At 65.9% G+C, this 24,949-nt stretch carries 27 protein-coding genes; 9 read left to right on the top strand and 18 right to left on the bottom strand.

Annotated elements, in window-relative coordinates:
* Positions 1 to 63: 63 nt before the first annotated feature.
* The gene (locus GQY20_RS22565) at positions 64 to 2,244 is read right to left on the bottom strand and encodes a molybdopterin-containing oxidoreductase family protein (protein WP_198351127.1); all 2,181 of its coding nucleotides are present in this window, start codon (positions 2,242 to 2,244) and stop codon (positions 64 to 66) included.
* Positions 2,245 to 2,627: 383 nt separating this feature from the next.
* Here GQY20_RS22565 and GQY20_RS22560 point away from each other — a divergent pair, with 383 nt between their 5' ends.
* Genes GQY20_RS22560 through GQY20_RS22550 form a run of 3 tightly spaced genes read left to right on the top strand, consistent with a single transcriptional unit; the run spans position 2,628 to position 3,918 of the window.
* Positions 2,628 to 3,158: a pyridoxamine 5'-phosphate oxidase family protein gene (locus GQY20_RS22560; RefSeq protein ID WP_157219417.1), complete on the top strand. Its 531-nt coding sequence runs from the start codon at positions 2,628 to 2,630 to the stop codon at positions 3,156 to 3,158.
* Positions 3,159 to 3,181: 23 nt separating this feature from the next.
* Complete coding sequence (locus tag GQY20_RS22555) at positions 3,182 to 3,478, top strand: putative quinol monooxygenase (RefSeq protein ID WP_157219416.1); 297 nt, start codon at positions 3,182 to 3,184, stop codon at positions 3,476 to 3,478.
* A gap of 20 nt (positions 3,479 to 3,498) precedes the next feature.
* Complete coding sequence (locus tag GQY20_RS22550) at positions 3,499 to 3,918, top strand: nuclear transport factor 2 family protein (protein WP_157219415.1); 420 nt, start codon at positions 3,499 to 3,501, stop codon at positions 3,916 to 3,918.
* 126 nt (positions 3,919 to 4,044) lie between these two features.
* Here the strand turns inward: GQY20_RS22550 and GQY20_RS22545 are convergent, their stop codons facing one another.
* The 7 genes from GQY20_RS22545 to GQY20_RS22515 form a co-directional block, all read right to left on the bottom strand.
* Complete coding sequence (locus GQY20_RS22545; protein ID WP_157219414.1) at positions 4,045 to 5,076, bottom strand: aldo/keto reductase; 1,032 nt, start codon at positions 5,074 to 5,076, stop codon at positions 4,045 to 4,047.
* A 9-nt stretch (positions 5,077 to 5,085) separates the two neighbouring features.
* On the bottom strand, positions 5,086 to 6,102 hold the full coding sequence (locus GQY20_RS22540) for a DUF7064 domain-containing protein (RefSeq protein WP_157219413.1): 1,017 nt from the start codon (positions 6,100 to 6,102) through the stop codon (positions 5,086 to 5,088).
* Between the two features lie 26 nt (positions 6,103 to 6,128).
* Positions 6,129 to 7,334 (bottom strand): oxidoreductase, encoded by a 1,206-nt coding sequence (locus tag GQY20_RS22535; RefSeq protein ID WP_232476199.1) that lies wholly within the window; start codon positions 7,332 to 7,334, stop codon positions 6,129 to 6,131.
* 165 nt (positions 7,335 to 7,499) lie between these two features.
* On the bottom strand, positions 7,500 to 8,021 hold the full coding sequence (locus GQY20_RS22530) for a VOC family protein (protein WP_157219412.1): 522 nt from the start codon (positions 8,019 to 8,021) through the stop codon (positions 7,500 to 7,502).
* The gene (locus tag GQY20_RS22525) at positions 8,021 to 10,120 is read right to left on the bottom strand and encodes a PQQ-dependent dehydrogenase, methanol/ethanol family (protein WP_198351126.1); all 2,100 of its coding nucleotides are present in this window, start codon (positions 10,118 to 10,120) and stop codon (positions 8,021 to 8,023) included. The genes GQY20_RS22530 and GQY20_RS22525 overlap by 1 nt, the downstream gene beginning before the upstream one ends.
* The gene (locus tag GQY20_RS22520) at positions 10,120 to 10,659 is read right to left on the bottom strand and encodes a nuclear transport factor 2 family protein (RefSeq protein WP_157219410.1); all 540 of its coding nucleotides are present in this window, start codon (positions 10,657 to 10,659) and stop codon (positions 10,120 to 10,122) included. Before GQY20_RS22520 ends, GQY20_RS22525 begins: the two co-directional genes overlap by 1 nt.
* Positions 10,660 to 10,820: 161 nt before the next feature.
* A complete protein-coding gene (locus tag GQY20_RS22515; protein ID WP_157219409.1) occupies positions 10,821 to 11,636 on the bottom strand; it encodes an SDR family NAD(P)-dependent oxidoreductase in 816 nt (271 codons plus the stop codon).
* A 345-nt stretch (positions 11,637 to 11,981) separates the two neighbouring features.
* Here GQY20_RS22515 and GQY20_RS22510 point away from each other — a divergent pair, with 345 nt between their 5' ends.
* The gene (locus tag GQY20_RS22510; protein WP_157219408.1) at positions 11,982 to 12,869 is read left to right on the top strand and encodes a TIGR03619 family F420-dependent LLM class oxidoreductase; all 888 of its coding nucleotides are present in this window, start codon (positions 11,982 to 11,984) and stop codon (positions 12,867 to 12,869) included.
* Positions 12,870 to 12,908: 39 nt separating this feature from the next.
* On the opposite strand, the gene GQY20_RS22505 is transcribed toward GQY20_RS22510, so the two are convergent.
* From GQY20_RS22505 to GQY20_RS22485, 5 genes are all read right to left on the bottom strand, one after another.
* Positions 12,909 to 13,274 (bottom strand): EthD domain-containing protein, encoded by a 366-nt coding sequence (locus GQY20_RS22505; protein WP_157219407.1) that lies wholly within the window; start codon positions 13,272 to 13,274, stop codon positions 12,909 to 12,911.
* An 18-nt stretch (positions 13,275 to 13,292) separates the two neighbouring features.
* Positions 13,293 to 13,604 carry an NIPSNAP family protein gene (locus GQY20_RS22500; protein WP_157219406.1) on the bottom strand — a complete coding sequence of 104 codons (312 nt, stop codon included), beginning with the start codon at positions 13,602 to 13,604 and terminating at the stop codon, positions 13,293 to 13,295.
* A gap of 114 nt (positions 13,605 to 13,718) precedes the next feature.
* A complete protein-coding gene (locus GQY20_RS22495; protein ID WP_157219405.1) occupies positions 13,719 to 14,960 on the bottom strand; it encodes an amidohydrolase family protein in 1,242 nt (413 codons plus the stop codon).
* A gap of 129 nt (positions 14,961 to 15,089) precedes the next feature.
* Positions 15,090 to 15,863 carry a DUF2889 domain-containing protein gene (locus tag GQY20_RS22490; RefSeq protein ID WP_157219404.1) on the bottom strand — a complete coding sequence of 258 codons (774 nt, stop codon included), beginning with the start codon at positions 15,861 to 15,863 and terminating at the stop codon, positions 15,090 to 15,092.
* Positions 15,860 to 16,276, bottom strand: a complete 417-nt coding sequence (locus tag GQY20_RS22485; RefSeq protein WP_157219403.1) for a VOC family protein — start codon at positions 16,274 to 16,276, stop codon at positions 15,860 to 15,862. Before GQY20_RS22485 ends, GQY20_RS22490 begins: the two co-directional genes overlap by 4 nt.
* Before the next feature lie 294 nt (positions 16,277 to 16,570).
* Between GQY20_RS22485 and GQY20_RS22480 the strand changes: the two genes are divergently transcribed.
* Both GQY20_RS22480 and GQY20_RS22475 read left to right on the top strand, forming a co-directional pair.
* Positions 16,571 to 17,041: a nuclear transport factor 2 family protein gene (locus tag GQY20_RS22480; protein ID WP_157219402.1), complete on the top strand. Its 471-nt coding sequence runs from the start codon at positions 16,571 to 16,573 to the stop codon at positions 17,039 to 17,041.
* Between the two features lie 13 nt (positions 17,042 to 17,054).
* Entirely contained in the window at positions 17,055 to 17,390 is a 336-nt protein-coding gene (locus GQY20_RS22475; protein WP_198351125.1) for a hypothetical protein, read from the top strand.
* Positions 17,391 to 17,478: 88 nt separating this feature from the next.
* Here the strand turns inward: GQY20_RS22475 and GQY20_RS22470 are convergent, their stop codons facing one another.
* Genes GQY20_RS22470 through GQY20_RS22450 form a run of 5 tightly spaced genes read right to left on the bottom strand, consistent with a single transcriptional unit; the run spans position 17,479 to position 22,613 of the window.
* Positions 17,479 to 18,627, bottom strand: coding sequence for a CaiB/BaiF CoA transferase family protein (locus GQY20_RS22470; protein WP_157219401.1), 1,149 nt, complete (start codon positions 18,625 to 18,627; stop codon positions 17,479 to 17,481).
* Entirely contained in the window at positions 18,624 to 19,673 is a 1,050-nt protein-coding gene (locus tag GQY20_RS22465) for an NADPH:quinone oxidoreductase family protein (RefSeq protein WP_157219400.1), read from the bottom strand. Before GQY20_RS22465 ends, GQY20_RS22470 begins: the two co-directional genes overlap by 4 nt.
* The gene (locus tag GQY20_RS22460) at positions 19,670 to 20,470 is read right to left on the bottom strand and encodes an enoyl-CoA hydratase (protein ID WP_157219399.1); all 801 of its coding nucleotides are present in this window, start codon (positions 20,468 to 20,470) and stop codon (positions 19,670 to 19,672) included. Before GQY20_RS22460 ends, GQY20_RS22465 begins: the two co-directional genes overlap by 4 nt.
* A gap of 11 nt (positions 20,471 to 20,481) precedes the next feature.
* Positions 20,482 to 21,582, bottom strand: a complete 1,101-nt coding sequence (locus GQY20_RS22455) for an aminoglycoside phosphotransferase/kinase family protein (RefSeq protein ID WP_157219398.1) — start codon at positions 21,580 to 21,582, stop codon at positions 20,482 to 20,484.
* Entirely contained in the window at positions 21,579 to 22,613 is a 1,035-nt protein-coding gene (locus GQY20_RS22450; protein ID WP_157219397.1) for a zinc-dependent alcohol dehydrogenase, read from the bottom strand. The genes GQY20_RS22455 and GQY20_RS22450 overlap by 4 nt, the downstream gene beginning before the upstream one ends.
* Before the next feature lie 314 nt (positions 22,614 to 22,927).
* On the opposite strand from GQY20_RS22450, the gene GQY20_RS22445 reads away from it, so the two are divergent.
* From GQY20_RS22445 to GQY20_RS22435, 3 genes are all read left to right on the top strand, one after another.
* A complete protein-coding gene (locus GQY20_RS22445; RefSeq protein WP_157219396.1) occupies positions 22,928 to 23,959 on the top strand; it encodes an aldo/keto reductase in 1,032 nt (343 codons plus the stop codon).
* 149 nt (positions 23,960 to 24,108) lie between these two features.
* Positions 24,109 to 24,510: a nuclear transport factor 2 family protein gene (locus GQY20_RS22440; protein WP_157219395.1), complete on the top strand. Its 402-nt coding sequence runs from the start codon at positions 24,109 to 24,111 to the stop codon at positions 24,508 to 24,510.
* A 33-nt stretch (positions 24,511 to 24,543) separates the two neighbouring features.
* Complete coding sequence (locus GQY20_RS22435; RefSeq protein ID WP_157219394.1) at positions 24,544 to 24,933, top strand: EthD domain-containing protein; 390 nt, start codon at positions 24,544 to 24,546, stop codon at positions 24,931 to 24,933.
* The last annotated feature ends 16 nt before the right edge of the window (positions 24,934 to 24,949 follow it).

The following is a 24,949-nucleotide window of genomic DNA, read 5'->3' as shown; positions in this document are numbered from 1 at the left end:
TCGGGGCATGCGGATTGCGATCTTCCTGCACGCCACCTTTCAACCCCATAGGAGGATAAAGCGTCACGCCGCTGCCGCGCTTTGCGCGACAACACGCAGGATATTCACCGGCACCGCCGACATATGCGGCATCGCATTGACCGGCTCGACCCGCTCGACCGTGTCGATCAGCTCGTTGACGCCCGCGCCATGCACTGCGGGATCTTCTCCCGGATTGCCCGGCATACCGCCCCAGCCATGCGCCATGGAGACGACGCCGGGGCGCACATCCGCATCCACCGCGGCAATGGCGCGCACCCGCCCATGCGCCGACACGATCTCGACCAGATCGCCGGGCACGATGTCGAGTGCGGCAAGATCCTCCGGATTGAGGAAGGCAGGATTGGTCGGTGTGCGGCGGCGAACCGTGGGGACATGACGGCCATTGCTGTTGAACAGGTCGCGCATCCGTCGCGTCGAAAGCAGATGGGTGAAGGCCTCGCCGTCGCGGGTTATGGCGCCCGGCCGATCCCCCTCCTCCCAGAAGCGCCGCAGATCGGCGGCGACGTCGTCCGCCATCACCTCGAACCGCGCCTCATCGCCCTCGGCGCAGGGCAGGACGACGTCCTGCGCAATCGGATGGTCGCGGCCATGCGGATGGGCGCGCAGGTCGGCAAGCGAATAGCCGCCGACGCTGAGCCGGCGATCGATCATTTCCTCATCGGTCGGCGGCGTCACCATGTCGAGGGGGCCGGAGCCGTCGAACTCGATCGTACGACCGAGACGGCTGGCGATCGACCAGAAGACATACCAGTCGTTCACCACCTCCGCGCCATCCGGCGGGGCCAGGACCGGCGGCGTAAACTGCAGCCAGGCACCGGGCCAGAGCGGCATGTCCCCCAGCTTCAGCGGGATGTCCGCTCGCTCATACTGCATCAGCGGCGGGATCACATAGTGCGCGAAGGCGCTGGTGCCCGACGGCCAGGGATCGATCGCGACGAGCAGGTCGAGCGCGTGCAGCGCCCGTTGGGTTCGGCCGCGGTCGGGAAAGCTGGTGACCGGATCGCCGCCATCGACGATCAGCGCTCGGATCCGGCCCGGGCCGGGCGTCAATATCTCGTCGGTCAGCGTCGCGGTCGGCCGTTCGTCGCCCAGGCTGTAGGCGCCACGGATGCGGCTCGGCCCGCCCGCCTCCCAGAAGCGCATCGGCGGCACCACGCCTTCGCGCAGCTCGGTCGGCGGACACATCAGGTTGAGCGAATGCACCCGCTCGCCCGCGCGCAGATAGCGGCCGCAGATGACGTTGAGCGTCTCGATCAGCTGATGCGCGAGCACCGAATCCGGCGCCATGCATACGCCCGTCGCACTGTGTGCCGCGCCGCTCCGGGCATCGCGCGCAAACATCTCCGCTACCTGGCGGATCTGGCCCGGCGCCAACCCCGCGCGCGTTTCCACCGCCTCCGGCGTGAACGGCGCGACCGCCTCGGCCAACCGCCCCAGCCCCTCGGCGCCGACATAGCGCGCGCAGAAGTCGCGATCGTGCCAACCTTCGACCAGGATCAACCGGATCAACGCCGCGGCGATACCGACATCCTGCCCAGGATAGGGCTGGAGAAAGAGATCGGCGTTGCGCGCCGTCTCCGTCCTGCGCGGGTCGACCACGATCAGCTTGAGCCCATTGGCCCGCGCCTCGCGCAGCCGCTTGACCGGATCGACCGCGAGGAAGCCGACGGAGCCATGCGAGACGAGCGGGTTCGCCCCGAAGAACAGCGAAACGTCGGAGGTCTGGAAATCGGGCAACCCTGCCTTCCAGCTGCCGAGACGCCCCTGCGCGACTGCCTTGCTCGACTGATCGATGGTCAGTGTCGAGAAATAGTTGCGCGATCCCATGGCGCGCAGGAAATCGGGATGGATGCCATAAGCGAGCGCATTGAACATCCCGCCATTGCCGCAGAAGACGGCGAGCGCGTCGCCGCCATCCTCGGCGAGGATCGCGCCGATCCGCTCGGCAATCTCGTCCAGTGCCTGCTCCAGCCCGATGCGCTGATAGCTGCCGTCCGCCCTACGCTTCAGCGGATGGAGCCGCCGGGCGGGGCCGTGATGCGCCGCCTCCGCCTGCAGCCCCTTGAAACAGGCATAGCCGCGCGTCATCCCATTGTCCGGATCGCCGCGCACGGAGGAGATGCGCCCATCCTCCTCCACCGTCAGCAGCGTGCCGCACCCGCCCGAGCAGATCCGGCAGAAGGAGACATGTTGCGTCGCCATCATCACTCTCTTTCCTGTGTTCTTTCTTCATCCCTCGCTTTTAGGGACCGTTACGTGGATCCGCGTCATACCAGCGGAAGCTGGCATCGCTTTCAAACGGCACTCGGCTCAGGCTTGAGAGTGATCCCAGTTTTCGCTGGGATGACGCATTTCGAGAGCACTCGGCCAATTCGCAACGGCTCCCCTGAGGGAAAAGGGCTTTCGTCCGGTTCGATCGCAACCCGCACTACCATGTACTTCACACCGCCACCTTATCCACCGTGACCAAGTGCAGAAGCAGTCAAGGCGCGTTGCGCTCCCGCTGTCGGGCCGCCGTTGCCGGTTCCCGGCTTCCGGCCTAGCAGCATTGGCACGACGATATCGGCCGAACGACGGAGGCGCGGATGGCAGATGCCAATGAAGGCTTCTCGGTGGACATACGCGGCTTCGCACTCGACGCGGCGCGCGAGGCCGAGCTTTTCGCCAAGCAGAATGAATGCGTCTTCATGTGGACGACCAGGGCCGGCGAGCCGGTCGGTGTCGTGATGTGCTATCTGCTGCATGAGGGCCGCTTCTGGCTGTGCCTGATGGAAAGCCGCGCACGCGTCGCCGCAATCCGCCGCGATCCGCGCTCTTGCCTCTGCATCTCCAGTGCAGGCACCGACATGAAGACCGGCAAGGCGATCAGCTACAAGGGCAGGACCAGAGTCCATGCCCATGACGCACCCTTGGTGAAGGGCTGGTTCTTCGACGCCTTCGCCCGGCGCATGCACAAGGGCACGGACGAAGCGCGAATCGCCGCGATCGCGGCCGATCTCGACATAGCGGGCCGGGTGGTGTTCGAGTTCACGCCGGAGAAGGCGATCAGCTATGATGGCGACAAGCTGGCGCACGAGGCCGGGATCGACGGCGGTTTCGAGAAGCTGTTCGCCTGAGGCGACGCGCAACGGAGGGAAGGATGACGGATAAGGTGACGGTGACGCTGGGCCTCACGCTCAAGCCGGGGGCGGTCGACGCTTTCTGCGCGAGCCTGCCCGAAGCGATCAAGGAGACGGCGACGCGCCCCGGCTTCGGCAGCATCCGCATCGTGCGCGACGAAACGCGGGTGCTGTTCATCGAGACGTGGGACAGCGAGGCGGCCTACGACGCCTATATCGCCTGGCGAACCGAGACCGGGATGATGGATATGATGGCTCAGATTCTCGCCGAGCCGCCCGAAAAGACCGTTTGGCCGGCCCTCGTCGCCGCTGCCTGATCCGGGATCGAAGGAAAGCCATGTCCACGATCGAAACCAACCGCGCGCTCGCCCGCGAATATCTCGAGCGCATTGCGCAGGGCGATGCCGATGGAGTCGCCGCGATGTTCGCCGAGGGTGGCGCCATCCTCGTTCAGAGCCGGACGATGCTCCCGCCCGAGACGCGCGGCCGCGACGCGATCCGCGCGATGATCGCAATGCTGCCGCAGCTCTTCCCCGAGACCGGGCTCCGGATCATCATCGACGAGACGACGGCCGAGGAAGACCGCGTATCCGTGATCGCGCATTCGGACGCCGTGCATGTCTCAGGCAAGCCCTATCGCAACCGCTATCATTTCCTGCTGCGGTTTCGGGACGGACAGATCGCGGAATCGCACGAATATCTCGACAGCCTGCTGCTCACCGACGTGTTCTTCGACGGAGCGCGGCCGGAGGGGTGAGAGCCTTCAACAAGATTGTAAGGCAGGAGGCGTTTTCTTCTTCGTCATCCCGGACTTGAGCCGGCATCGATTGGCCGCAGCATTGCCGATAAGACGATATGCTACGGCCAATGGATCCTGACTTCGTCAGGATGACGGAAGATTCGCCAAAGCCGCCGCCAACACGGTATCGCCGTAACGCTGCAGGAACCACCCTGGATAAGGCGCCTCGGTCGCCGACACCGCATCCAGCCGCGCCAGTTCTTCGGCCTCCAGCGCGAGATCGACAGCACCAAGCGTGTCGGCCAGCTGCACCGCCTTCGACGCCCCCAGGATGATGCTCGTCACCGCCGGCCGAGAAAGCAACCAACCTAGCGCGACCTGCGCTGGCGATGCTGCGCGATCGCCGGCGATTGCTATAATCGTATCGAGCAGCGCATCGATCCGGCTGCGGTCGATCGGCATCATGTCGAACGTCGCGAGCCGGCCGTCCCCGTCGCCGCCCCGATATTTGCCGGTCAGCAACCCGCCGGAGAGCGGGCTCCAGACGGAGAGGCCGAGACCGTAGCGCGCCGCCATGTCCAGATAGTCGTGCTCGATGTCGCGGCCAGCGAGCGAATAATACATCTGGCCGTGGGTGAACGGAGCGAGCCCGTGGGCACGGGCAAGCTCCATCGCCGCCGCCGCGCCCCAGGCCGGCCAGTTGGAGAAGCCGAGATAGCGCACCTTTCCCGCGCGCACGATATCGTCGAGCGCGCGCAGCGTCTCCTCGATCGGCGTCAGCGGATCGAAGCGGTGGACGATATAGACGTCGATCCAGTCGGTGCCGAGCCGCGCCAAGCTCGCATCCACCGCCGCCATGATTCGCCCGCGCGATAGGCCGGCCTCGTTCAGCCCTTCCCCCGTCCGGCCGCCTACCTTGGTCGCCAGCACCACATCCTTGCGCCGCGCGCCGAGCGCCCGGCCCAGCATCGCCTCCGATTCCCCGCCGGCATAGACGTCCGCGGTGTCGAAGAATGTGACGCCGGCATCGAGCGCCATGCCGACCAGCCGGTCCGCCTCCCCCGCCTCGGTACGATAGAGCGCCGGATTGATGCGGTTACCCGCGGTGAATGTCATCGCGCCGAAGGCGAGGCGCGATACGACGAGGCCGCTACGGCCGAGCAGGCGATACTGCATCGCCCTTCCTCAACGCGGCGCCGGCCCGCACAGGCGTAGATAGTCGTTCCACTGCACCTCCTGCGTCTCGCCCCAGCCAATCCCGTCGACCTGCGGCGAGGTCCAGCGCGCCAGCCCGATATGGCAATGGCAATTATGCCATGGACTCCACGGCACGGTCGCGGTCACCTCGCCGACGAACTCGAAGGCGCGGCCTTCCTCGTCCTCGGCATGGATGATGCTGCGGACGGGAAAGAGGTTGGCGTCACGCTTGGTGATCTTGGAGACTTTGGGCAGCTTCAGGAGCTTGCCGTCGCGCCAGATCCAGGCGTCCTTGACGATCTTGTCCGCCGCCACCTCGAGCTTGCCCATCCATTCGGGATCGAGCGCCGGATCGTCATGCGCACCGATGTTGAACACGAAGTCCTTGGAGAACAGTCCGTTCATCCAGGTGTAGGGCGGCACCGACAAGGTCATCTCCGGCCGCAGCTCACCCCAGCTGCGATCGCGATTGTAGAGGCAGTCGATCCGCATCATCTCCCCGTCGAGCTCGCACGTGCCGGTGACGTGCATGCCCTGTTCGAAATGCTTGTTATTGGACCGCATCGCCGCATCCATGAACGCGGTGAAGGTCAGATCGATCGCGAAGCGGCGCCCCTCGTGGCGATAGGTGATGCGCTGCTGCTTCATCGGATCGAGGAATTCGACGCGCAGGCCGTTGGCGAGCCGAATATTGCGATCCTGGTCGAATATGTCGTCGGACATGTTGCTGTGCATGTCGTGAAAATCGGCGAACATCGCGTGCGACCGCGTGCCGCGATGCACCCAGAGCCCGCCGGTCACCGAGCCGACATTGGGATGCATGTAGATATAGATGAAGCAGTGGGTGTTGGTTTTCGGATGCTGGAATCCCCAGCACCAGGTCTCGGTCAGCGTCGATCCCGTGACGCCCATCTTGCCGTGATAATAGTCGTCGATCGGCTTCGCCCGGCCGAAACCCGTGCTGTCCGAGACCCAGGCGATCTCGTCGTGCAGCTTGTCCGCCATTTCGGGCTCTCCCTTGTCGTGATGGTTCAATCGAGAGTGGTGAGCAGGTCCCGGCTATAGGGCTTGAGCTCGTCCAGCCGATCCTCGCGCACCAATGTCGCCCAGTCGGGATTTGCGATCATCGCGCGACCAACGGCAACGAGGTCGAACTCGCCGCGATCGAACAGCTCAATCAGCCGGTCGATGCCCTCGACGCTCGAATAATCGAGCTTGCGTTCCTGCGCCTTGAGGAAATGCGCCTGATAATCGTCGGTGCCGACACCGAACGGCTGATCTAACGTGATCGATCCCACCGTCATAGTCGGCAGGCCGGAGAGCTTGCGCGTCCAGCCGCACAAAGTGAGGTCGCTCCCCTCGAAAGCGGGCTCCCAGAAGCGGCGGACCGAGACGTGGAACAGGTCCGCCCCGGCATCCGCCAGCGTCTCGACGAGCTGGGCAAGATCGTCCGGCGTCTCGACCGTTTTTGCGTCATAATCCTGCAGTTTCCACTGCGAGAAGCGGAACAGGATCGGAAAGTCCGGCCTCGTGCGCCGGCGAACCTCCGCCACCACCTCAGCGGCGAAGCGCGCGCGATCGCGCATCGTGCCGTTATAGCGATCGGTGCGCTGGTTCATCGTCGGCCAGAAGAACTGGTCGATCAGATAGCCGTGCGCGCCATGAATCTCGACGCCGTCGCAGCCGATCCGCTGCGCCGCCTCGGCCGCATCGCCATAGTGGCGAACGACTGCCTCGATCTCGGCCTCGGTCATCGGCGCGCCGTATCGACGGCCCGGACGAGGACACAGCTTCTCGTCGGTGTTGGGGATGTACCAGTCGGATGGGCCGATCGACGGCACCTGCGGATAAGGCTCGCATCCAGGCGAGCGGGCGAGGCCGGCATGCCAGATTTGCGGCATGAAGAAACCGCCGGCGCGGTGCACCGCAGCGACCGGCTCGCGCCACGCCTCGATCGCGGCCTCGCCATAGAAAGCCGGGCTGGTCGGGTTCGAACTGCCCGAGGTGGAGATGCTCGTCGCCTCGCCGAGGATCAGCGCGGCGCCACCCTCGACGCGTCGCCGATAATAGTCGGCGTAGCCGGGCGCCAGCACGCCATGATCGGCGAAGCAGCGCCCCATCGGCGCCATAACCACCCGGTTTGCAAGCGTCAGTCCCTTGAGCCTGAACGGCGTGAACAGCCCTGCCGCCGACCTGCGTTCACCCTGCGGCTGGATTGCGCGCTCCGCCATCGTCATTCCGGCACTCCACTGCTTATGCCTTGCGTGGGAGTTTCTAACCCAAGCCACGTCGACCGCCGCGCCCGTCACTGCAATGCGACATGTCAGGCTGTGTGTTTCTTCTTCGTCATTCCGGACTTGATCCTGACTTTCATCAGGATGACGGAAAGAAGAGCTACTATCTTAATCTGGAAACGGCCGTACCGGATCACTTCCGTCCCAGCCGATCGCCGCCTCCGCGATCCGCGCGAACACGCGTTCGACCACCGGATCATGCGCCAGCACCTCGACCATGAAGCCGAGATCGGCACGCGTATCGACATAGCCGAGCCGCATGTCGCCGAACCAGCCGTCGAACAGCAAGGGCGCGCCCATTGCCGCATAGCGCGCAAACTCGCCCTCGGCATCGTCTGTGAAATAGGCCATGTGATGGAAGGCACCCGCCGGACCGGGATCGCCGATGTCGCGATAGACCGAGGGCAGATCGTCGTGCTGCGCGATCAGCTCGATCTGGATCGGCCCCGATTGGGCGAGCGCGATCGTATAGCTCGGCGCGGAAGGCTGACCGCGATAGCGCCCCTCGCGTACCACCGGATTGGGATTGACGAAAAAAGGGCCGACCCCGCTCACGCTCTGCCAGCGGCGGATCGCGGCGTCCATGTCCCGCACCACCCAGGAGGCTTGAAAGAAGGCGAGCGGCGCCATCACGGCCGTCCCTCCGCCAAGTCGCGGGCGCGGCTCCGCAGATATTGCCGGATCGCCATGACCTGTGCCTCGCTGAGCTGGCCGAAGCTCGGCATGCCGCGCTCCATCAACCCACCCTGGCGGACGATGGCATCGAACGCCTCTGCCGATTGCGGCACCAGGGACGCGCGCAGGTCCGGTGCGATGCCGGCAGCGACCGCGCCCACCCCGTGGCAGATGTGGCATTGCTGATGATAGACGATCATGCCGGCAGCCGTCTGCTGCGGATCAGGCCGATAGTCCGGATCCGCGTTCGCCACGGGCCGATAGGGCTGCGGTGCGGCGGGCACCGTCGCCGTGCCGCCGAGCCGGAAGGTCAGGATGCGCCGCGGCTGGCTGCGCGCCTCCCAGCCGAATTTTGCGGCAGGCCCGCCGAACATCGCCCCGCTCGATCCGGTGCCGCTCAGCACCGTGATATATTGCTGCCCGCCCGCCCGATAGCTGATCGGCGGCGCCTGCACCGCGGCGCCGGCAGCGAAGGACCATAGCCGCCGCCCGTCGCGCGCGTCATAAGCCAGAAACTTGCCGTCGACCTGGCCCTGGAACACCAGGCCACCCGCGGTCGCCATCGCGCCGCCGCTCCACAGCCCGGCGGTCGGCACCCGCCACGCCGCGCGCTGGCGCACCGGATCCCAGGCGAGCAGGGCGCTCTGGCCGATGCGATCAGGCGTGATCGCGACCTTCACGCCATTGTCGTTGATCCCGCCCGGCACCCAATGCCAGTTTTTGAGGTCGATCCCCGCATCCGAATAGGTGGCGCCCATCTCCAGCGTCGGGATGTAGACCAGCCGCGTCTCAGGGCTGAACGCCATCGGCAGCCAGTTGTGTGCACCCTCCGGGCTCGGCCACATCTCGAAGGTCGATCCATTGGGATAGCGCGCGCCCGGCGTTTCCACAGGCCGGCCGGTAACGGGATCGATCCGGCTCGCCCATGTCACCTTGGCGAAGGGCTCGGCCGAGATCAGCTTGCCGGTGATCCGGTCGATCACATAGAAAAAGCCGTTCTTCGGCGCCTGCATCAACACCTTGCGCGGCTTGCCGTCGATGACGAGGTCCGCGAACTGTATGTCCATCGCGGCATTATAGTCCCAGGTCTCGCCGGGATTGACCTGATAATGCCATTTGTAGCGCCCTGTCTTGGCATCGAGCGCGACGATCGAGCAGAGGAAGAGGTTGTCGCCGCCGCCGGGGCTGCGGATCTTCTGGTTCCACGGGCCGCCATTGCCGGTGCCGACGAAGACGATGTCGGTTTCCGGATCATAGGCGAAGGCGTTCCATGCCGTGCCGCCGCCACCGAACTTCCACCATTCGCCCGTCCAGGTCTTCGCGATGCGCCGCTGCGTCTCGTCCTCGAACCCATCCGCAGGGTTGCCGGGCACGGTGTAGAAGCGCCAGAGCTGCTTGCCCGTCGCCGTATCATAGGCGGTGACATAGCCGCGCGTCGCGCCGATGTCCGCCCCACCATGACCGATGATCACCTTGCCGTCGAACACGCGCGGCGGGCCGCTGATGAAGCGGACGTCGTCCGCGCCCACCGTCATCGCGCTCCACATCTCGCGCCCGCTGGCCGCATCGAGCGCAACGAGCCGACCGTCCTGCGTGCCCACGAACAGCCGCCCATCCCACCAGGCGAGGCCGCGTATGCCCCAGCCGTTGCGCATCTTGATCTTCGCCGCCGGCTGATCGGCGACATGCGCGTCATAGGACCAGAGCACCCGCCCCTGCACCGGATCGATCGCGCTGACCTTGGTATAGCCGCTCGCGACATAGAGTATGCCGCCGATCGCGACGGGCGCGGCGATCGGATTATTCTCGGGCAGATCGAGCGACCAGGCTAGACCGAGCTTGCCCACCGTGTCGCGGTTGATTTCGGCGAGCGGGCTGTAATGCTGCTCGCCATAGGTGCGGCCGAAACCAGCCCAGTCATCGCCCCCGCTGTCGTCGCCGAGGCGCGCGGCGGCGCTCATCGCCGGGACGCCCGAGCGTGCGCCCGCCGCGATCGCCAAGGCCAGTGCGCAGGCCAGCGCCACGCGGCCGCCTGTCCGAACTCGCGCGCGCATCAGAAGGCGAGATCGCGATGCGGGCGGTCGAGCCTGAGCGGCCGCATGTAGGAGATGTCCTGCGTGTCCCACGTGCCTCGCAGGAACAGGTCGGGGTCCATCGTCGTCTCGGTCGCGTCGAGCGCTCCGTTCCACTCGACCAGGCAGGCGCGATCCGCCACCGCCCAACGCCCGTCGCGCTTTTCGAACCGGTCGATATAGCGGCCGCCGACCATGTCGACCGGCCCGCTCTTGCGCCGCAAGGTCGCCAGGAAATAGGTCTCGACATGCGCGGTGTCGCCGTCGAGGTCGATCGACTGGTTCATGATATAATGGTGATGCGCCGCCCAATTGCGCGAATGGGTGCCCTTGGCGTGGGCGATGAACCCGGCCGGATCGCCGACATAGGCACCGTGGTCATCGGTCGCGTCGGGATGATAGGCCTGTGCCATCAGCGCGTCGTCATGCCGGTCTATTCCACGGGTGTAGCGCAGCGAGGCCTCGCGGATCGCCTCCTTGTCGAGCAAATCGCGCAGCGCCTGCTCTTCCGCTTCGGTCATATCCTCTTCCTTCTTTTCCGGGCCTTCCAGGGCCTTTTTGAAAAGCGCTGCACCGGCCCGCACACCCACCCGACCTCCCAACGAGCGTAACCTGATTGGGAGGTCGGGTGGGGGTGCGGGCCGGTGCCGAAGTCGCCAGAGGCGACTTTCCAAACAGACTTTCACGACCACATGAAGCCGCCATCGATCACGATCATGCTGCCGGTCATGTGGCCGGCGGCATCGCTCGCGCAGAACAGCACGGCGTTGCCGATATCCTCGGGGCTGCCCGGGCCGCCCAGTGGCACGCGCTCGCGCACCATCGCGGCGATCTGCGGGTCGGCATAGACCGGCTCGGTCGCAGTGGTGCGGATCGGGCCGGGCACGACGGTGTTGATCACTATGCCGTGGGGGGCGAGCTCCGTGCAGAGCGAACGCGCGAGCGACACGACCCCCGCCTTCGCGGCATTATAGGCGGCGAGCTGGAAATCGGGCTTAAATGCGGCGGTGGACGCGATGTTGACGATGCGGCCGCGGATATCCGCCGCGATCATCGCCTTCGCCACCTTCTGCGTCAGGAAGTAAGTGCCCTTGAGGTTGCGCTCGGTGGTCGCCTGCCAGGTCTCCGGCGTGACCTCGAGGAAGGGCGTGAAGGGATGCATCCCGCCCGCATTGTTGACGAGGATGTCGATGCGGCCGAACGCCTCCAGCGCCGTCGCCACCGTGCGATCGAGCGCGGCGAGATCGGTGACGTCGGCCAGCGCGGCCACCGCGCCGACGCCGAGCCCCCGCAGTTCTTCGGCGACCGCCTCGGCGGCATCGCGATGGCGGTGCGACACGACGACGTTGGCGCCCGCCTCGGCCAGCCGCCTGGCGATGCCGAGGCCCATGCCCTGCCCCGCGGCGGTGACGATCGCGGTGCGGCCCGTGAGGTCGAACAGGGATGCGATGGAGGAAATCATCGTGCCGTCCGCGCCTGTTCGGGTTTCGTCATGCATGCTCCCCCGCCTGTTTTGGCAACGGCATGCTTCTTCTTAGTCATCCCGGACTTGATCCGGGATCCATTAGCCGCAGCGTTGCGCCTTATCGGCAACGCTGCGGCTAATGGATTCCGACTTTCGTCGGGATGACGAAAGAACCGCTACGTGAACCTTGCAGCCGTTTCGATGAGACTAGCATCCTTGCGGCTCGCGCCTTTGCCTCGGTAGGCACTCCGCATTATCGCCGCCCGCAGCCATGAAGAGGCGGTGCAGCCCCGATCATCTCCGATCACGCCCCAGGAACGGTGCAGCACCCCATTCGCCGCTACGATCCTGCGACGGAAAGCACGGAGAGGCGGGCCGATGAAGTTCTGGAACCTGCTGGCATTCACCGAGGACGAGCAGCTGATCGACGCCGCGCGCCATTGCGAGGAAATCGGTTTCGACGCAATCGGCATGTCGGATCATCTCTTCATTCCCGAACGGATCGACTCGCATTATCCCGGCTCAAAGGGCGCCGACGGCAAACCCTTCTTCACGATCGAGCAGCTTTGGTCCTTTCCCGATCCATGGGTGGCGCTCGGCATGATCGCCGCGAGCACGAAGCGCGTGAAGCTGATGCAGAGCATCTTCATCATGCCGCCGCGTAACCCTATCGACATCGCCAAGGCGACCGGCACGCTCGCGACGCTGGCGCCAGGCCGTTTGCGCATCTGCCCCGCGGTCGGCTGGATGAAGGAGGAATGCGACGTCTACGGCGTCGATTTCCACACGCGCGGACGCCGCACCGACGAGATGATCGCGGTGCTGCGCAAGCTCTGGTCCGGCGAGATCGTCGAGCATCAGGGCGAGTTCTTCTCCTTCCCGCGCCTGCGCTCCCTGCCGGCCCCCGGCCACATCCCGATCATCCCCGCGGGCGGCAGCGAGGCAGTGATGCGCCGCGCCGCGCGGCTGGGCGACGGCTGGATGGATCAAGGCAACCAGGTCGCGGACATGCCGCCGCTGATCGCAAAGCTTGACGAGATGCGCCGCGAGGCCGGGCGCGACCATCTTCCGTTCGAGGTGGTGATGGTGCTGAAGGACGCGTGGGACATCGATCTCTTCCGCCGCGCCGAGGATATGGGCGTCACCGCGATCCTGCTGCTGCCCGCCTTCTTCACCCTGGGCCGCCGTTCGACGCTCGACGAGAAGAAAGCCTATTGGGACGATTTTGCCGAGAAGGTCCTCCGACATTTTCCGTTGGAGGGATGAGCCTTCTTCATCCTCCCGAGAGGGGGAGGATTTGAGAAGCTACAACGTCGTGCCGTTTTCCACCTCTTCGACGATCAACAGCCGCGTCTTCAAGCGATCCTGGAACTTCTCCTCGTCCTCGAGGATCAGCTTGTTATTCTCGGGATCGTTGATGATGCGACCCATTTCCTCCATCGCCGCTTCATCCTTCAGCCAGATTTCGGTCACCGCGTCATAGCTGTCGTCGACGCTGGTCTCCTCCGGCTGATATTCCATCAGCGCCTTGGGATAGTTGCGCACATATTTCACCCAGAGATGGCCGAGCATCCGCTTGCCCATCACCGCATGGCTGGTCTCATAATGGTGGATGAAATCCTCGCGGCTCATCCCCGGTTTCTTCTTGATGAGGATCACGATCTTGACCATCGAAGCTGCTCCTGTGCTTCAGGGGGCGTAGGGCGTCTTGACCATCACGGTCAGTGCCTCGGTTTCGAGCAAATCGGGCATCGGCGCGAGGATCGCCTGCACCTCGGGATCGGCGGCGCAGGCCTCCAGCCCACGGCGGATGTCGTCGAACGCGTCGACTTCCCAGAGATGCGTCAGCTTACGAAAATCGCCGACCATCGGTTGCAAGGCCATTATCAGTTTCCAGCCATGGCTCGCCATGGTCGGAACCAGTTTCTCCATCATCTCGGCATAACCCTCATTTCGGCCGAGCTTCAGCAGGACATCTGTCTGGATATAGTAGGCGCCCATGGCTTTCTCCGTCGTTTCGGAGACTATGGCCATGGATGGATAGAGAAGACATGCCGGCCCGATATCCGCGGCTTGCCTGAAGACGCACGGGCGGGGGACACCCGCCCGCCCCGGTCAGCGATATTTGGCGGGAATGTCGAAGCCGAAGCAGCGTGCGGCGTTGAGGCCGAGCAGCTTGGCGCGGGTATCCTCGCTGACGATGTCGCCGAAGGTCCGCTCGATCGCCTGCGCCGAATGCGGCCAGGATCCTTCGTGATGGGGATAGTCGTTCGCCCACATGAAGCAATCCTGGAGGCCGAAGCTCTCGATGAGCTGGAGCGCGGCGCGATCCTCGCCGAACGAGGCGTAGCAGTTCGAGCGATAATAATCGCTCGGCAGGTTCTTGAGCTTGGGGCGAACCCAGAAATGATGCTTGAGATAGGCCTCGTCCATCTTCTGCATCATCCACGGCACCCAGCCGGCGTCCGCCTCGATCGTCGCGACGCGCAGCTTCGGGAAGCGCTCGAACACGCCCGAGGAGCACATGCTGACGATCGGCTCGATCGTCGGTGCCAGCGAGTGGACGACATAGTTGATGATCGCGCCGCCATTGCCGCGCGCCGCGCGCGGATCCTTGCCGGTCGAGACATGATAGGTAATCGCCAGGTCATGATCCTGGATCGCTGCCCACATCCGATCGAAGACGGGCAGATTATAGTTGATGTGGCTCACGTCATGCTCGCCCCAGATCGGCTTGCAGGGCAAGGTGAGCACGCGCATGCCCTTCTTGGCGACGCGTTCGATCTCGGCGATCGCGAGGTCGATGTCCGCGGTGCAGAGCGCAGCGGCCGGCATGCAGCGGTCCTTATAGGGCTCGCACACCTCCCACGCCCAGTCGTTCCAGACGCTGCACTGGGCGCTGACGAATTCGTTGTTGGCGGCCGACCACATCAGCAGCGCGGGGCCGTTGGGGAAGATCACCTCGGCATCGACGCCGTCCGCTTCCTGGTCGGCGATGCGCTGCAGGCTGACCTCCGACCCCTCGCCGCTGACCGCCATCGAATCGCCGCCCGCCTTGGAGCGGAGCAGATCCTCGCCCTCGAACTTGAAATCGATCAGCCGCTCGGGTCGCGCGCCCGGCATGATGATGTAACGCTCGCCATCGTCGCGCTTCTCGATGCGCGGCAGCAGCGCGTGCCATTTGGGATCAAGCCGGTCGCGGAACAGCGTCACCGGCGGCATCAGATGCGTGTCGCACGACACGATGAAATATTTGTCCGCACCTGCACGAACGCCGTGCTTCCAGCCCTTCACCTCGGGCGCGTTGAGGCGCCACTCATTTTCGGGATTCGTGACAATCTCGCTTGCCAAGGCCATTGCTCTACCTCTCTCCGGTGCGGGACGACCCGTCTCGCACCCTCACATTGTCATGTGTGACAATAGCCCAATATGACCGCGGCTGTTATCCTCGGGCTTGTCTGACGCTGATCGGGGGCTTGCCGCTGGTCAGAGGAATTTCAGCAGATCTTCGGGGCGGTCCGAGAAGTCCCGCAGGACATCTGCGCGGCGCTCGGCGTGATCGATCCGCTCGGGCGCATAGCTGTAGCACGCACCGGCTATCGCGCGCTTCTCCGCCGCGCCGACCGGTCCTGCCGGAAGCCGGTAGCGCCGCGCCGGCTGGATCAGGACGACCTTCTGCACGATCATCGCGGCCTCGATCTCCGTCTCGCCGAGCGCGTCGGTCTCGCCGAGCCACGAGGCGAAGCCTCGGAATAGATGGCGGCCGGCGAAGGGCAACGGCGACTGGATCATGCCGTCCTCCACCACCAGGCTGAAGAGGTCCGCGCCGTCGCAGCGGACGGCGATCTCCATCCGATCGTCCGACATATCGGGGATGTCGACGGCGTACAGGCGCTGCCCATCGCCCCGCAGCGCATGGCGCGAGGCGAGCCACGCCAGATCGAACATATGGGTGCAGTTGCGCCGCGCCCGGCCACCGCCGAAGAAGGTCCGCGCATCCTGCCCCACCGGCTCGCCGACCAGCGCCTCCAGCGGCTCCGCCGCACCAGTGCAGGCGATCAGCGGATAGCGGTGGAAGTCGGGCTCGATCGCGACGATGCGGCCATCGCGATGATGGAGCCGCAGGCGCATCGCATGGGCATGATCCTCGAGCTCGGCGAAGACTGTCCCCGGCTCGCCGGTCAGCCGTATCCGGCGGCGCGTCACGCCCTCGCCATAGCGGGTCGAAGCAAGGCGGCCGAACGAGGGATGGTCGTTCACGCGCCGCGGTCTCCGGCGTAGCTGATGAATTCGAGCAGCGAGCCGTCCGGATCGCGGAAATAGATACTGGTGCCCTTGCCCTGCGCCCCCTCGCGCGGGACCGGGCCGATGTGCACGGCGACGCCGCAGCCGGCGAGATGCGCGATCGCGTCTTCGATCGGGCCGTCCCAGACGAAGCACAGGTCACTGCCCCCTGGCGCCACCGGCGGGCGCGCGAGCAATTCAGGGCCGGCTTTCTCGGCAAGCCCCGGTCCGTGGACGTTCAGCATCTGAGTGCCGAGACGATATTGATGCAGGCCAGGGTAGGATCGCTCGATCGCGACACCGAATACCACCTCGTAGAAGGCGTCGGTGCGATCGAGATCCGAGGAGGCGATCACGACATGGTCGATGCTGACGGGCGAGATGCTCATGGACCGTCCCTTATCATCGCCTTTCCAGCCGTGCACGGAAGATACGCTTGCCTGGTCGTGCAACGGGCCATGCGGCGCAGGATATTAGGCGGCGCGATGGGCTAACCCGGGCTCCGCAAAAGAACTTGGCGCGCCTTTCAAGTGATCCTGACGAAAGTCAGGATCCATTCGCCGCAGTGTTGCATCTTATCGGCAACGCTACAGCTGATGGATCCCGGATCAAGTCCGGGATGGCCAAGAAGGGGACGCGTCGAATCTGAGACTTGCGCCGCCGGCGTAAATCGGAGGAAATGAATGGATATCGCCGAACGACTGCTCGCGATCGAGGAGATCAAGCAGCTCAAGGCTCGCTACTTCCGGCTGATGGACCAGAAGGACTGGGCCGGGCTCGCCGATCTGTTCGCCGAGGATGCGGTGTGCGACTATCGCGGCGCGCTGCGCGATCCGTCCGACGGCCCCGCTCCGCCGGACGATCCGTACGAGATCGACGTCGTCGGACGCGAGACGATCGTCCGTTTCATCCAGGCCGGGCTCGCCGGCGTGCGCTCGATCCACCACGGCCATATGCCCGAGATCGAGATCCTGTCCGACGACGAGGCACGGGGTATCTTTGCCATGTATGACGGGCTGAGCTTCCGTCACGGGCGGCTCTCCGCGCTCGACGGCTATGGCCACTATTATGACGGCTTCCGCCGCATCGACGGCCACTGGCGCATCGCGACGCTCCGCCTCGTGAGGCTGCGCGTCGACACGGCGCCTGCCTGACGGAGCGACGATCATGGCGACCCACCAGCTGCTCGTGCTCAGCAATCCCGCTCCCGGTCGGGAAGAGGCCTATAATCGCTGGTATGGCGAGATACACCTGCGTGAGGTGTGCGCAGTGCCCGGCATCGTCGCCGCGCAACGCTTCGCCGCCGCGCCGGGCGAAGCCTGGGCGTACAGCGCCACATACGAGATCGAGGCGGACGATCCGGAGGCTGTGGTCGCCGAAGTGATGGCGCGCGTTGCCGACGGGCGGATCGCAATGACCGATGCGTTCGACATGGGCTCGTTCAAGATGCTGCTGCTGACGCCGCATGGGGTGCGCGTCGCCTCCGGAAGCTTTCCGGCTTGAACGGATGCCTATCGCGTTTGTCCCGAGCATGGTCGAGAACTGCTTGATGGCGGTCCGGCTTCGGGACGAACGGAGATGTGTTTCTAATCTACCGCCGTCCCATCCTCAGCTCCGCCAATATCTCCGCATTATGCTGGCCGACGACAGGCGGCGTCCGCCGCGTGCCTGCCGCCACGCCATCGAAGCGCACCGGCGCGCGCGCCGAACGGTAACGCCCGGCGACGGGATGATCGACCTCCTCGATCGTCCCGTTCCAGACGAGTTGCGGATACGCCATGACCTCGCTCTGCCGCAGCACCGGCGCACAGGGAATCTCGCGCTCGCGCAGCAGGGCGCACCATTCGGCCGTTGTCCTGCCCACGAAGCAACTGCGCAGCATATCGGCATAGGCGCGCAGGTTGAGCTGCCGGTTGCGCATCGTATCGAAGCGCGGATCGCCTCGCAGGTCGAGCCGTCCGACTAGCTCCGTAAAGCTCTGCCAATGCTGCTCCATATGTGGCGTTGCGACCAGATAGCCGTCATCGGTCGGGCAGATGAAGTCGACGTCCGACAGATCCTGTGCCACGTCGATGCCGTCGCCGACGAAGCTGTGGTTCATCATTCCGTCCGGCCACATCCACCAGACCATCCCGTCCAGCATGGCATAATCGAGCGTGGCGCCCTCGCCGCTGCACTCGCGCGCGAACAATGCGGTCGAGATCGCCTGCGCCACGATCGGGCTGGTCAATTTGTCGGCGAGCAGCGTGCGCACCATCTGCGGCGGCCGGTCCGCGCCGCCGCCCTGCATATAGGCGAGCCCGCTCAGTACCTGCAGCAGCGTATCGAATCCGCCCTCGCGTGCATTCGGCCCGGTCTGACCGTAGGCGCTGATCGAGACGTGGATCAGGCGCGGATTGGCCGTTCGCAACGTCTCCGCGTCGAGGCCGAGACGCGCCGCCGCGCCGGGCCGCGTATTGTGGATGAACACGTCCGCCTCAGCCGCGAGCCGGCGGAGCGCCTCCAGATCCTCGGGCTGCTTTGGATCGAGCGCCACCGAACGCTTATTGCGGTTGGCCGCCATGAACATCGCCGCCTGCCCGCCGCGCGACGTGCCGGTGGAGCGGAATGGATCGCCGGTCGGCGGTTCCACCTTGATTACGTCCGCCCCCTGGTCGCCGAGAATGCACGCGGCCATGGCCCCGGTGAACCAGCCGCCGAACTCGACCACCCGGATGCCCGCCAATGGACCGTCGCTCATCGCACTGCCTCCCTCTCTTCGCCGATCGTGATGACGACGCGGCCCGCGGTCCGGCCGGAAGCCGAATCAGCCAGCGCGGCATCCAATTCTTCCAGCGGATAGCGACGCGCGACGGGCGGCACGCTCAGCCGCCCCTGGCCGAACAGGTCCATCAGCCGCACCGCTTCGCGCGCGCAGTGCTCCGGCTCATATTTCAGCCCCTGCAACAGGTTCGCGCCGATCAGCGAGGCACCCTTCAGCAGCGGCAGATTGGCCGGAATCGACGGTATGGCACCCGCCGCGAAGCCGACGACCAGCAGCCGGCCGTCCCAGGCGAGCGCGCGAAACGCCCGCTCGGTCGCCAGGCCGCCGACCGGATCGTAGACGACGTCGAGGCCGCGTCCGCCGGTCAGCGCATCGACCCGACCGCGCCATTCGGGATCGCCGCTGTCGATCGCCACATCCGCCCCGGCCGCCAGCGCGATCGCACGCTTGGCCTCGCTCGACGCGGAGGCGATCACCCGCGCGCCGGCGAGCTTGCCGAGCTGCACCGCCGCATGGCCGGTGCCGCCGCTGGCGCCGAGCACGAGCAAGGTCTCGCCCGCCTGCAACCGCCCCTTGTAGAGGGCGAAGGCGCTCGTCTCCATGTTCGATCGGAACAGCGCGCCCTGCTCCAGCGGCACGCCGCCCGCCAGGTGCACCGCATTGGCGGGCTTCACCATGGCATATTCGGCAAAGGCGCCGACGATCCGGCGGTCCGCCCGTGCGTCGCCGACGAAGCCGCAGGCGGCGATCCGGTCGCCCGGCGCAAAGCCGCTCACCCCCTCGCCTACTGCGACGACGGTGCCCGACGCCTCCGTGCCGGCCACGAACGGCAGGTCCGGCCGCACCTGATAGCCGCCCGATGCGATGAGCGTGTCGCCGAAGTTGATCGCGGCCGTATGCACCCGGAAGACGAGCTCGCCCGGAGAGGGCACCGGCGTCGGCACCTGCTCGATCGCGAAGCAAGGCGGCGAGGCCCAGCGCCGCACCACCGCCGCGCGCATCGTCGCCGGCACGTCCGTCATGCAATCTGCGCCTTCATCGTGCCGATCGCCTTGCCGAGATCGCCAGACAGATGCGCCTGCGCGTCGCTGCCCATATGCGAAAGCTGATGCGTGTCGAAATGCGCGTCGAGCGCGGCGCGGAAGCCCTGGATCTCGGCAGTGCGGTTGAGCGAGCGCTTCATCAGGCGGAGCGCGAAGGGCGAGGCGGCCGCAATCCGAGCGGCCAGCGCCATCGTCGTCGCCTCCAGCTCGGCGCGCGGCACAACCCGATTGACCATGCCCATCGCAAGCGCCTCGGCGGCCGTCACCCGCCCACCGGCGTAGAGGAACTCCTTGGCCTGCCGGAGCCCCATCACCCAGGGATGGACGAGCACCTCGACGCCCGCGATCGCGACCGCGCCGACCACCGGATCGGCGAAGAAGGCGTCCTCCGACGCGACGATCAGGTCGCACATATTGGCGACCATGAAACCGGCTGCCACGCACGCGCCCTGCACCTGCGCGATCACCGGCTTCGGCGCATCCCACAGGCGCAGGCAATAGTCGCGGTAACGTACCGACTCGAAGGCGTAGCGCACCTCCGGCGTCGTCTGGTGGCGCATCGTCTCCTCGTCGCGCAGGTCATGGCCCGCCGAGAAATGATCGCCCTTGCCGGCCAGCACGATCACCCGCACCTCCGGGTCCTCCACCGCCTCGCCGAGTGCCCGGTCGAGCGCATCGAGGAAGGCCGCACTCTGCGCGTTGCGCTGCTCGGGCCGCGCATGGGAGAGCCGCGCGATTGGCCCCATGCGTTCGACCAGAAGACCGTCGCTTATCATGCCTCCCCCCGTCACAGCCCCAGCAGCCCGAACGAGTCATGATCGAGCACCGCAACCGCAGCGCGCGCGGCGTTGGCGGTGTTGGTTGCTTCCGGCTGCCAGCTGCTGCTGTTGTTCAGCCATATCATCAGCGTGCAGATCGCCGAGGCGCGATAGACCAGCCACGCTTCCTCGAGGCTCGGCGGCTCGACCCCGAAGCGGGCGAGATCGCGCAGATAGCCGGCGAGCAGCGGCTTCTCCCACGCGCGACGGTCGAGCATGTCGAGCGTCGGGATCAGGAAGCGCGCGAGGCTCAGCGGCCACGCCTCGCCGCGCGCCAGGAAATCGTAAAGGCCGGGCGTGCCGTCCGGCTCGACGAACAAATTGCCGAGATGCTCGTCGCCATGGACGATCACCTTGCCATGCGCCTCCAGCATCGCGACGAGCCGGATCCAGCCGCGCTCCATCAGATCGGGATCGCGCAGACGGCGGGGCAGCGCCGCGCCGCGCGGCGAGACGACCGAGCTGGTCCAATGCTCGGAGCGCGGCAGTATGTCAAAATAATCGGAGCGGATGCGCGCGGCATTCTCGCCCGCGGGCGTGCCCGGCCCCCAGCGGCCGCCCTCCCCGAATTCGGGACTGTTCCACGTCTCGGCATGGAAGCGCGCCATGGCGGTGAGGAAGGCCGCCGCCTGGCCGTAGCTCAAGGTCGCGAAGCCGTTGGGGAAATAGGTCGGGCTCCGATAGGCCATGTCCTCGAACAGCATCACCACCGACTCGCTCGGCTCGGCCTCCCACGCCTCGTAGATCAGGCGCGGCACGTTCACCGTGAGGTGCGGCAGGATGTCGCGGTACGACACCAGCTCGGCCATGTTCGAGAAATCGATGATCCGCCCGCGCGAGACGGTGCCGTTGAACGTGCCCTTCACCACCAGCGTCGCAGGCAGGCCGGCACGCTGCCCGGCCTCGTCATAGCTGAGATGAACGCGCGCCTTGTTCGGCTTGTGTCCCATCGTGGGATCGACCGTCGCCGCGGTCACGCGGATACCGGGATGGCTCTGTGACAGGACGGCGGTCAGCCATTCGGGCGTGACCTGATCGAAGGTGCGCGGGACGGGAGGCTGTTCGCTCATCGGGTGGATGTCTCCTTGGGGGCCATGCGCCAGGGATCGACCATCAGCTTGTGGTCGGATCGTCTGCCGCGCAGCATTTCGATCGTGCCGGGAAGATCGGCGAGCGCGATCGTCTCGCCGATCATCGCGCGCGGCTCGACATGGCCGGCGGCCAGCGCGTCGACCGCGCGCCGGAAGTCGGCCAGGGTGTAGGCGAGGCTGAAGCGCAGCGTGATCTGCTTGCCGATTGCCGCCCCGAAACCGATCGTCTGCGCGTCGAAGCAGAGGCCTGCGTTCACCACCGTGCCGCGCGACGCGACGAGATCGATCGCGGTACCGATCCTGCCGGGCGCACCGGTGCATTCGATCACCACATCGGGAGCGCCGCCCAGGCGGGCGGCCAGCTCCTCCGGCGACGCTACCCCTTCGAAGAAGGCATCGGCGCCGATCGCTTCGGCCAGCGCGCGCGCTCGATCGCTACGGGCCGCCGCCGCGATGCGGGCCGCACCGGCGCGGCGCGCGGCGAAGATCGAGGCGAGACCGATCGGCCCCGCCCCCAACACCAGCACGCGCGCGCCCGACCCGATCCCTGCCAGCCGCGCCGCCTGCCCGCCGCAGGCCAGCGGCTCGACCAGCGCGCCGTCCGTCAGCGACAGCGTCTCGGGCAAACGGATCGCCAGCCGCGCGTCGGCCCGCGTATATTCGCCATAGCCGCCCATCACGTGATGACAGCCGGAGCAGCCATTGGGATCGCCGGCACGGCACGCCGTACATGTGCCGCACCCCTGCGTCGGCAGCGCCGTCACGCGGTCGCCGACGGAGAAGCCGGTCACATCGCGGCCGATCGCCACCACCTCGCCGGCATATTCATGCCCCAGTCGCGCGCCATCGGCGAACACCACCGGCGAGCGCGGATCGGTCATGCTCACATCGCTGCCGCAAATGCCGCAGCGCGCGACCTTGATCACGATCTCATGCGCGGCCGGCTCGGGATCGGGCACGATTTCGATAGTCAGGGGCTTTCCCGCACCGTTGAACTGCAGGCAGCGCATCGTCTTGCCGGCTCCTCTCCTTTTCGGTTGGCAGCGTTACGGCATAAGCAGGGAGGCCGCTTGTTTGAGCGCGCAGCCGGAAGAGCCTTCGCCGGATACGGTTTCCGCTGCAGGCAATCCGCTGCGCCGGATCAGCTATCGTGCGGGGCGCGGACCGGCCGGATGCTCTCTTCTTCGTCATCCCGGACTTGATCCGGGATCCATTAGCCGCAGCGTTGCCGATAAGACGCGACGCTGCGGCTAATGGATCCTGACTTTCGTCAGGATGACGAGAAGAGAAAGCGTCGCGCCCCACCAATCGAAAGGAGAACAGCATGGCCCTTGCCACCAATCCTATCGGCAGCACCGGCCTTGCCGTGTCGGCACTGGGCCTCGGCGGCACGAGCCTGGGCAACATGTATGCGGCCGTCGATGCGGACCATGCCGCCGACCTGATCCGCGCCTCGCACGCGGCCGGCATCACGCTGTTCGACACCGCCCCCTGCTATGGCGTGGGGCTCAGCGAGCAACGGCTGGGCAAGATTCTGCCCTCGCTGCCGCGCGACAGCTTCGTCCTGTCAACCAAGGTCGGCTACGATCTGATCCCGCTCGGCGAGGGCGAGGACAATGCGTCGCTGTTCGTCGATACGCCGCGCTGCCGGACCGCCTTCGATTTCTCCCATGATGGCGCGCTGCGCTCGATAGAAGGCAGCCTTGCGCGCCTCGGCCTGAATCGGATCGACATGGTCGCGATCCACGACCCCGACGAGACGGTGGGCATCGATCCCGCCGCCGATCCCTATGCGCACAGCCATTTCGCCGAAGCGATGGACGGTGCCTATCGCGCGCTCGAGCGGCTGCGCGGCGAGGGTGTGATCCGGGCGATCGGCGTCGGCATGAACCAATGGCGGATGCTGGTCGATTTCGTCGAGGCGGGCGATTTCGACTATGTGCTGGTCGCCGGCCGCTACACGCTGCTCCAACATGACGCCGCGCCCGCGCTGACCGAGGCCTGCCGCGCAAAGGGCGTCAGCATCATCGCGGGCGGCCCCTACAGCTCGGGCATCCTCGCCTCGGGCGCCGTGCCGGGCGCCTATTTCAACTATGCCCCCGCGAGCGAGGCGATACTGGCGCATGTCCGCCGGATCGAGGCATTGTGCGCGGATTTCGGTCTCTCGCTGCCCGCCGCCGCACTGCACTTCCCGCTGCGTCATCCGGCGGTCTCGTCAGTTATCCCCGGCGCGCGGTCGATCGAGGAGCTGGACGGCAATCTCGCCGCCATGGCCGAGACGGTTCCCGACGGCTTCTGGGAGGCGATGGTGGCGGAAGGGCTGTTGCCGCGGGCGCTGGAAGCGGCGCTGGGCTGAACTGTCGCACCTCGCTGCCCGCAAGCGGGAGGAGAGATGCTCGCAAGCTTGACTGTCCCCGCAGGAGGGCTGTCCCGCCTGTTGCGCCCGCTTGGCTTGACGCGCGTCCTGCGCTCCTAATCGCGCAAGTTGAGGACAGGGATATCAACGTGACTGCGCAGAAGACCAGCCGGCAGATCGTCGATGCAGCCTATGAGGCGATTCTCGACCGCGGCGACATCGATGCCTTCCTCGCGGACTTCGCCGACGATGCGGTCATGGTCGAGGCGGCCTCGCTTCCCTATGGCGGCACCTTCACGGGGCCGGCCGGGATCAAGGCAGCGATGATCCGCGTATTCGATTACTGGACCGACTTCTCCTACACGATCGAGCATATCGTCTATGACGACGCCTGGGTGATGGCCTATGGCATCTTCGCCGCCACTGCGACCAAGTCCGGCACGCGGGTTTCCATGCCGCTCGCCGAGATATGGAAGATCGAAGGCGGCAAGGTCAGGATGGTCTCGCCGATCTACAGCGACACCAAGGTCGCGATCGACGCGCTGACCTGACGCATACCATCCAAGAACGAGAGAGGATCGACCGTGGTCAAGATCATCTTCCTGCTGAAGCGCGCCGAGGGCGTCAGCCCTGAGCAGTTCCGCGCACATTATGAGAGCAGCCATGTGAAGCTGGCGCAGAAATATATCGGCCATCTGCTGGTCGACTATGTCCGCAACTATCCGGCTTTCGCGATGCGCAACCCGAGCGACGTGCCCGCCAGCGCCATGCCCGCACCTTATGATATCGGTTATGACTGCATCACGGAGATGTATGTGAAGGATCAGGCCGCTGTCGAGAAGATCAACCGGATCTTCAACGATCCCGAGATCAATCCGATTCTTGCCGAAGACGAGCTGAAGTTCCTGAAGCGCGAGGAAACCGTGATGATCATGACCGACGTCGTCAACACCGGCGTCAAGCTCGCCGCCTGAAATCTGGGAACCATGT

The organism is Flavisphingomonas formosensis (genome assembly GCF_009755815.1).
Classification (GTDB): domain Bacteria; phylum Pseudomonadota; class Alphaproteobacteria; order Sphingomonadales; family Sphingomonadaceae; genus Flavisphingomonas; species Flavisphingomonas formosensis.
The sequence above is the reverse complement of the archived record's forward strand: the minus strand, read 5'-3'. Positions and strand labels throughout refer to the sequence as shown.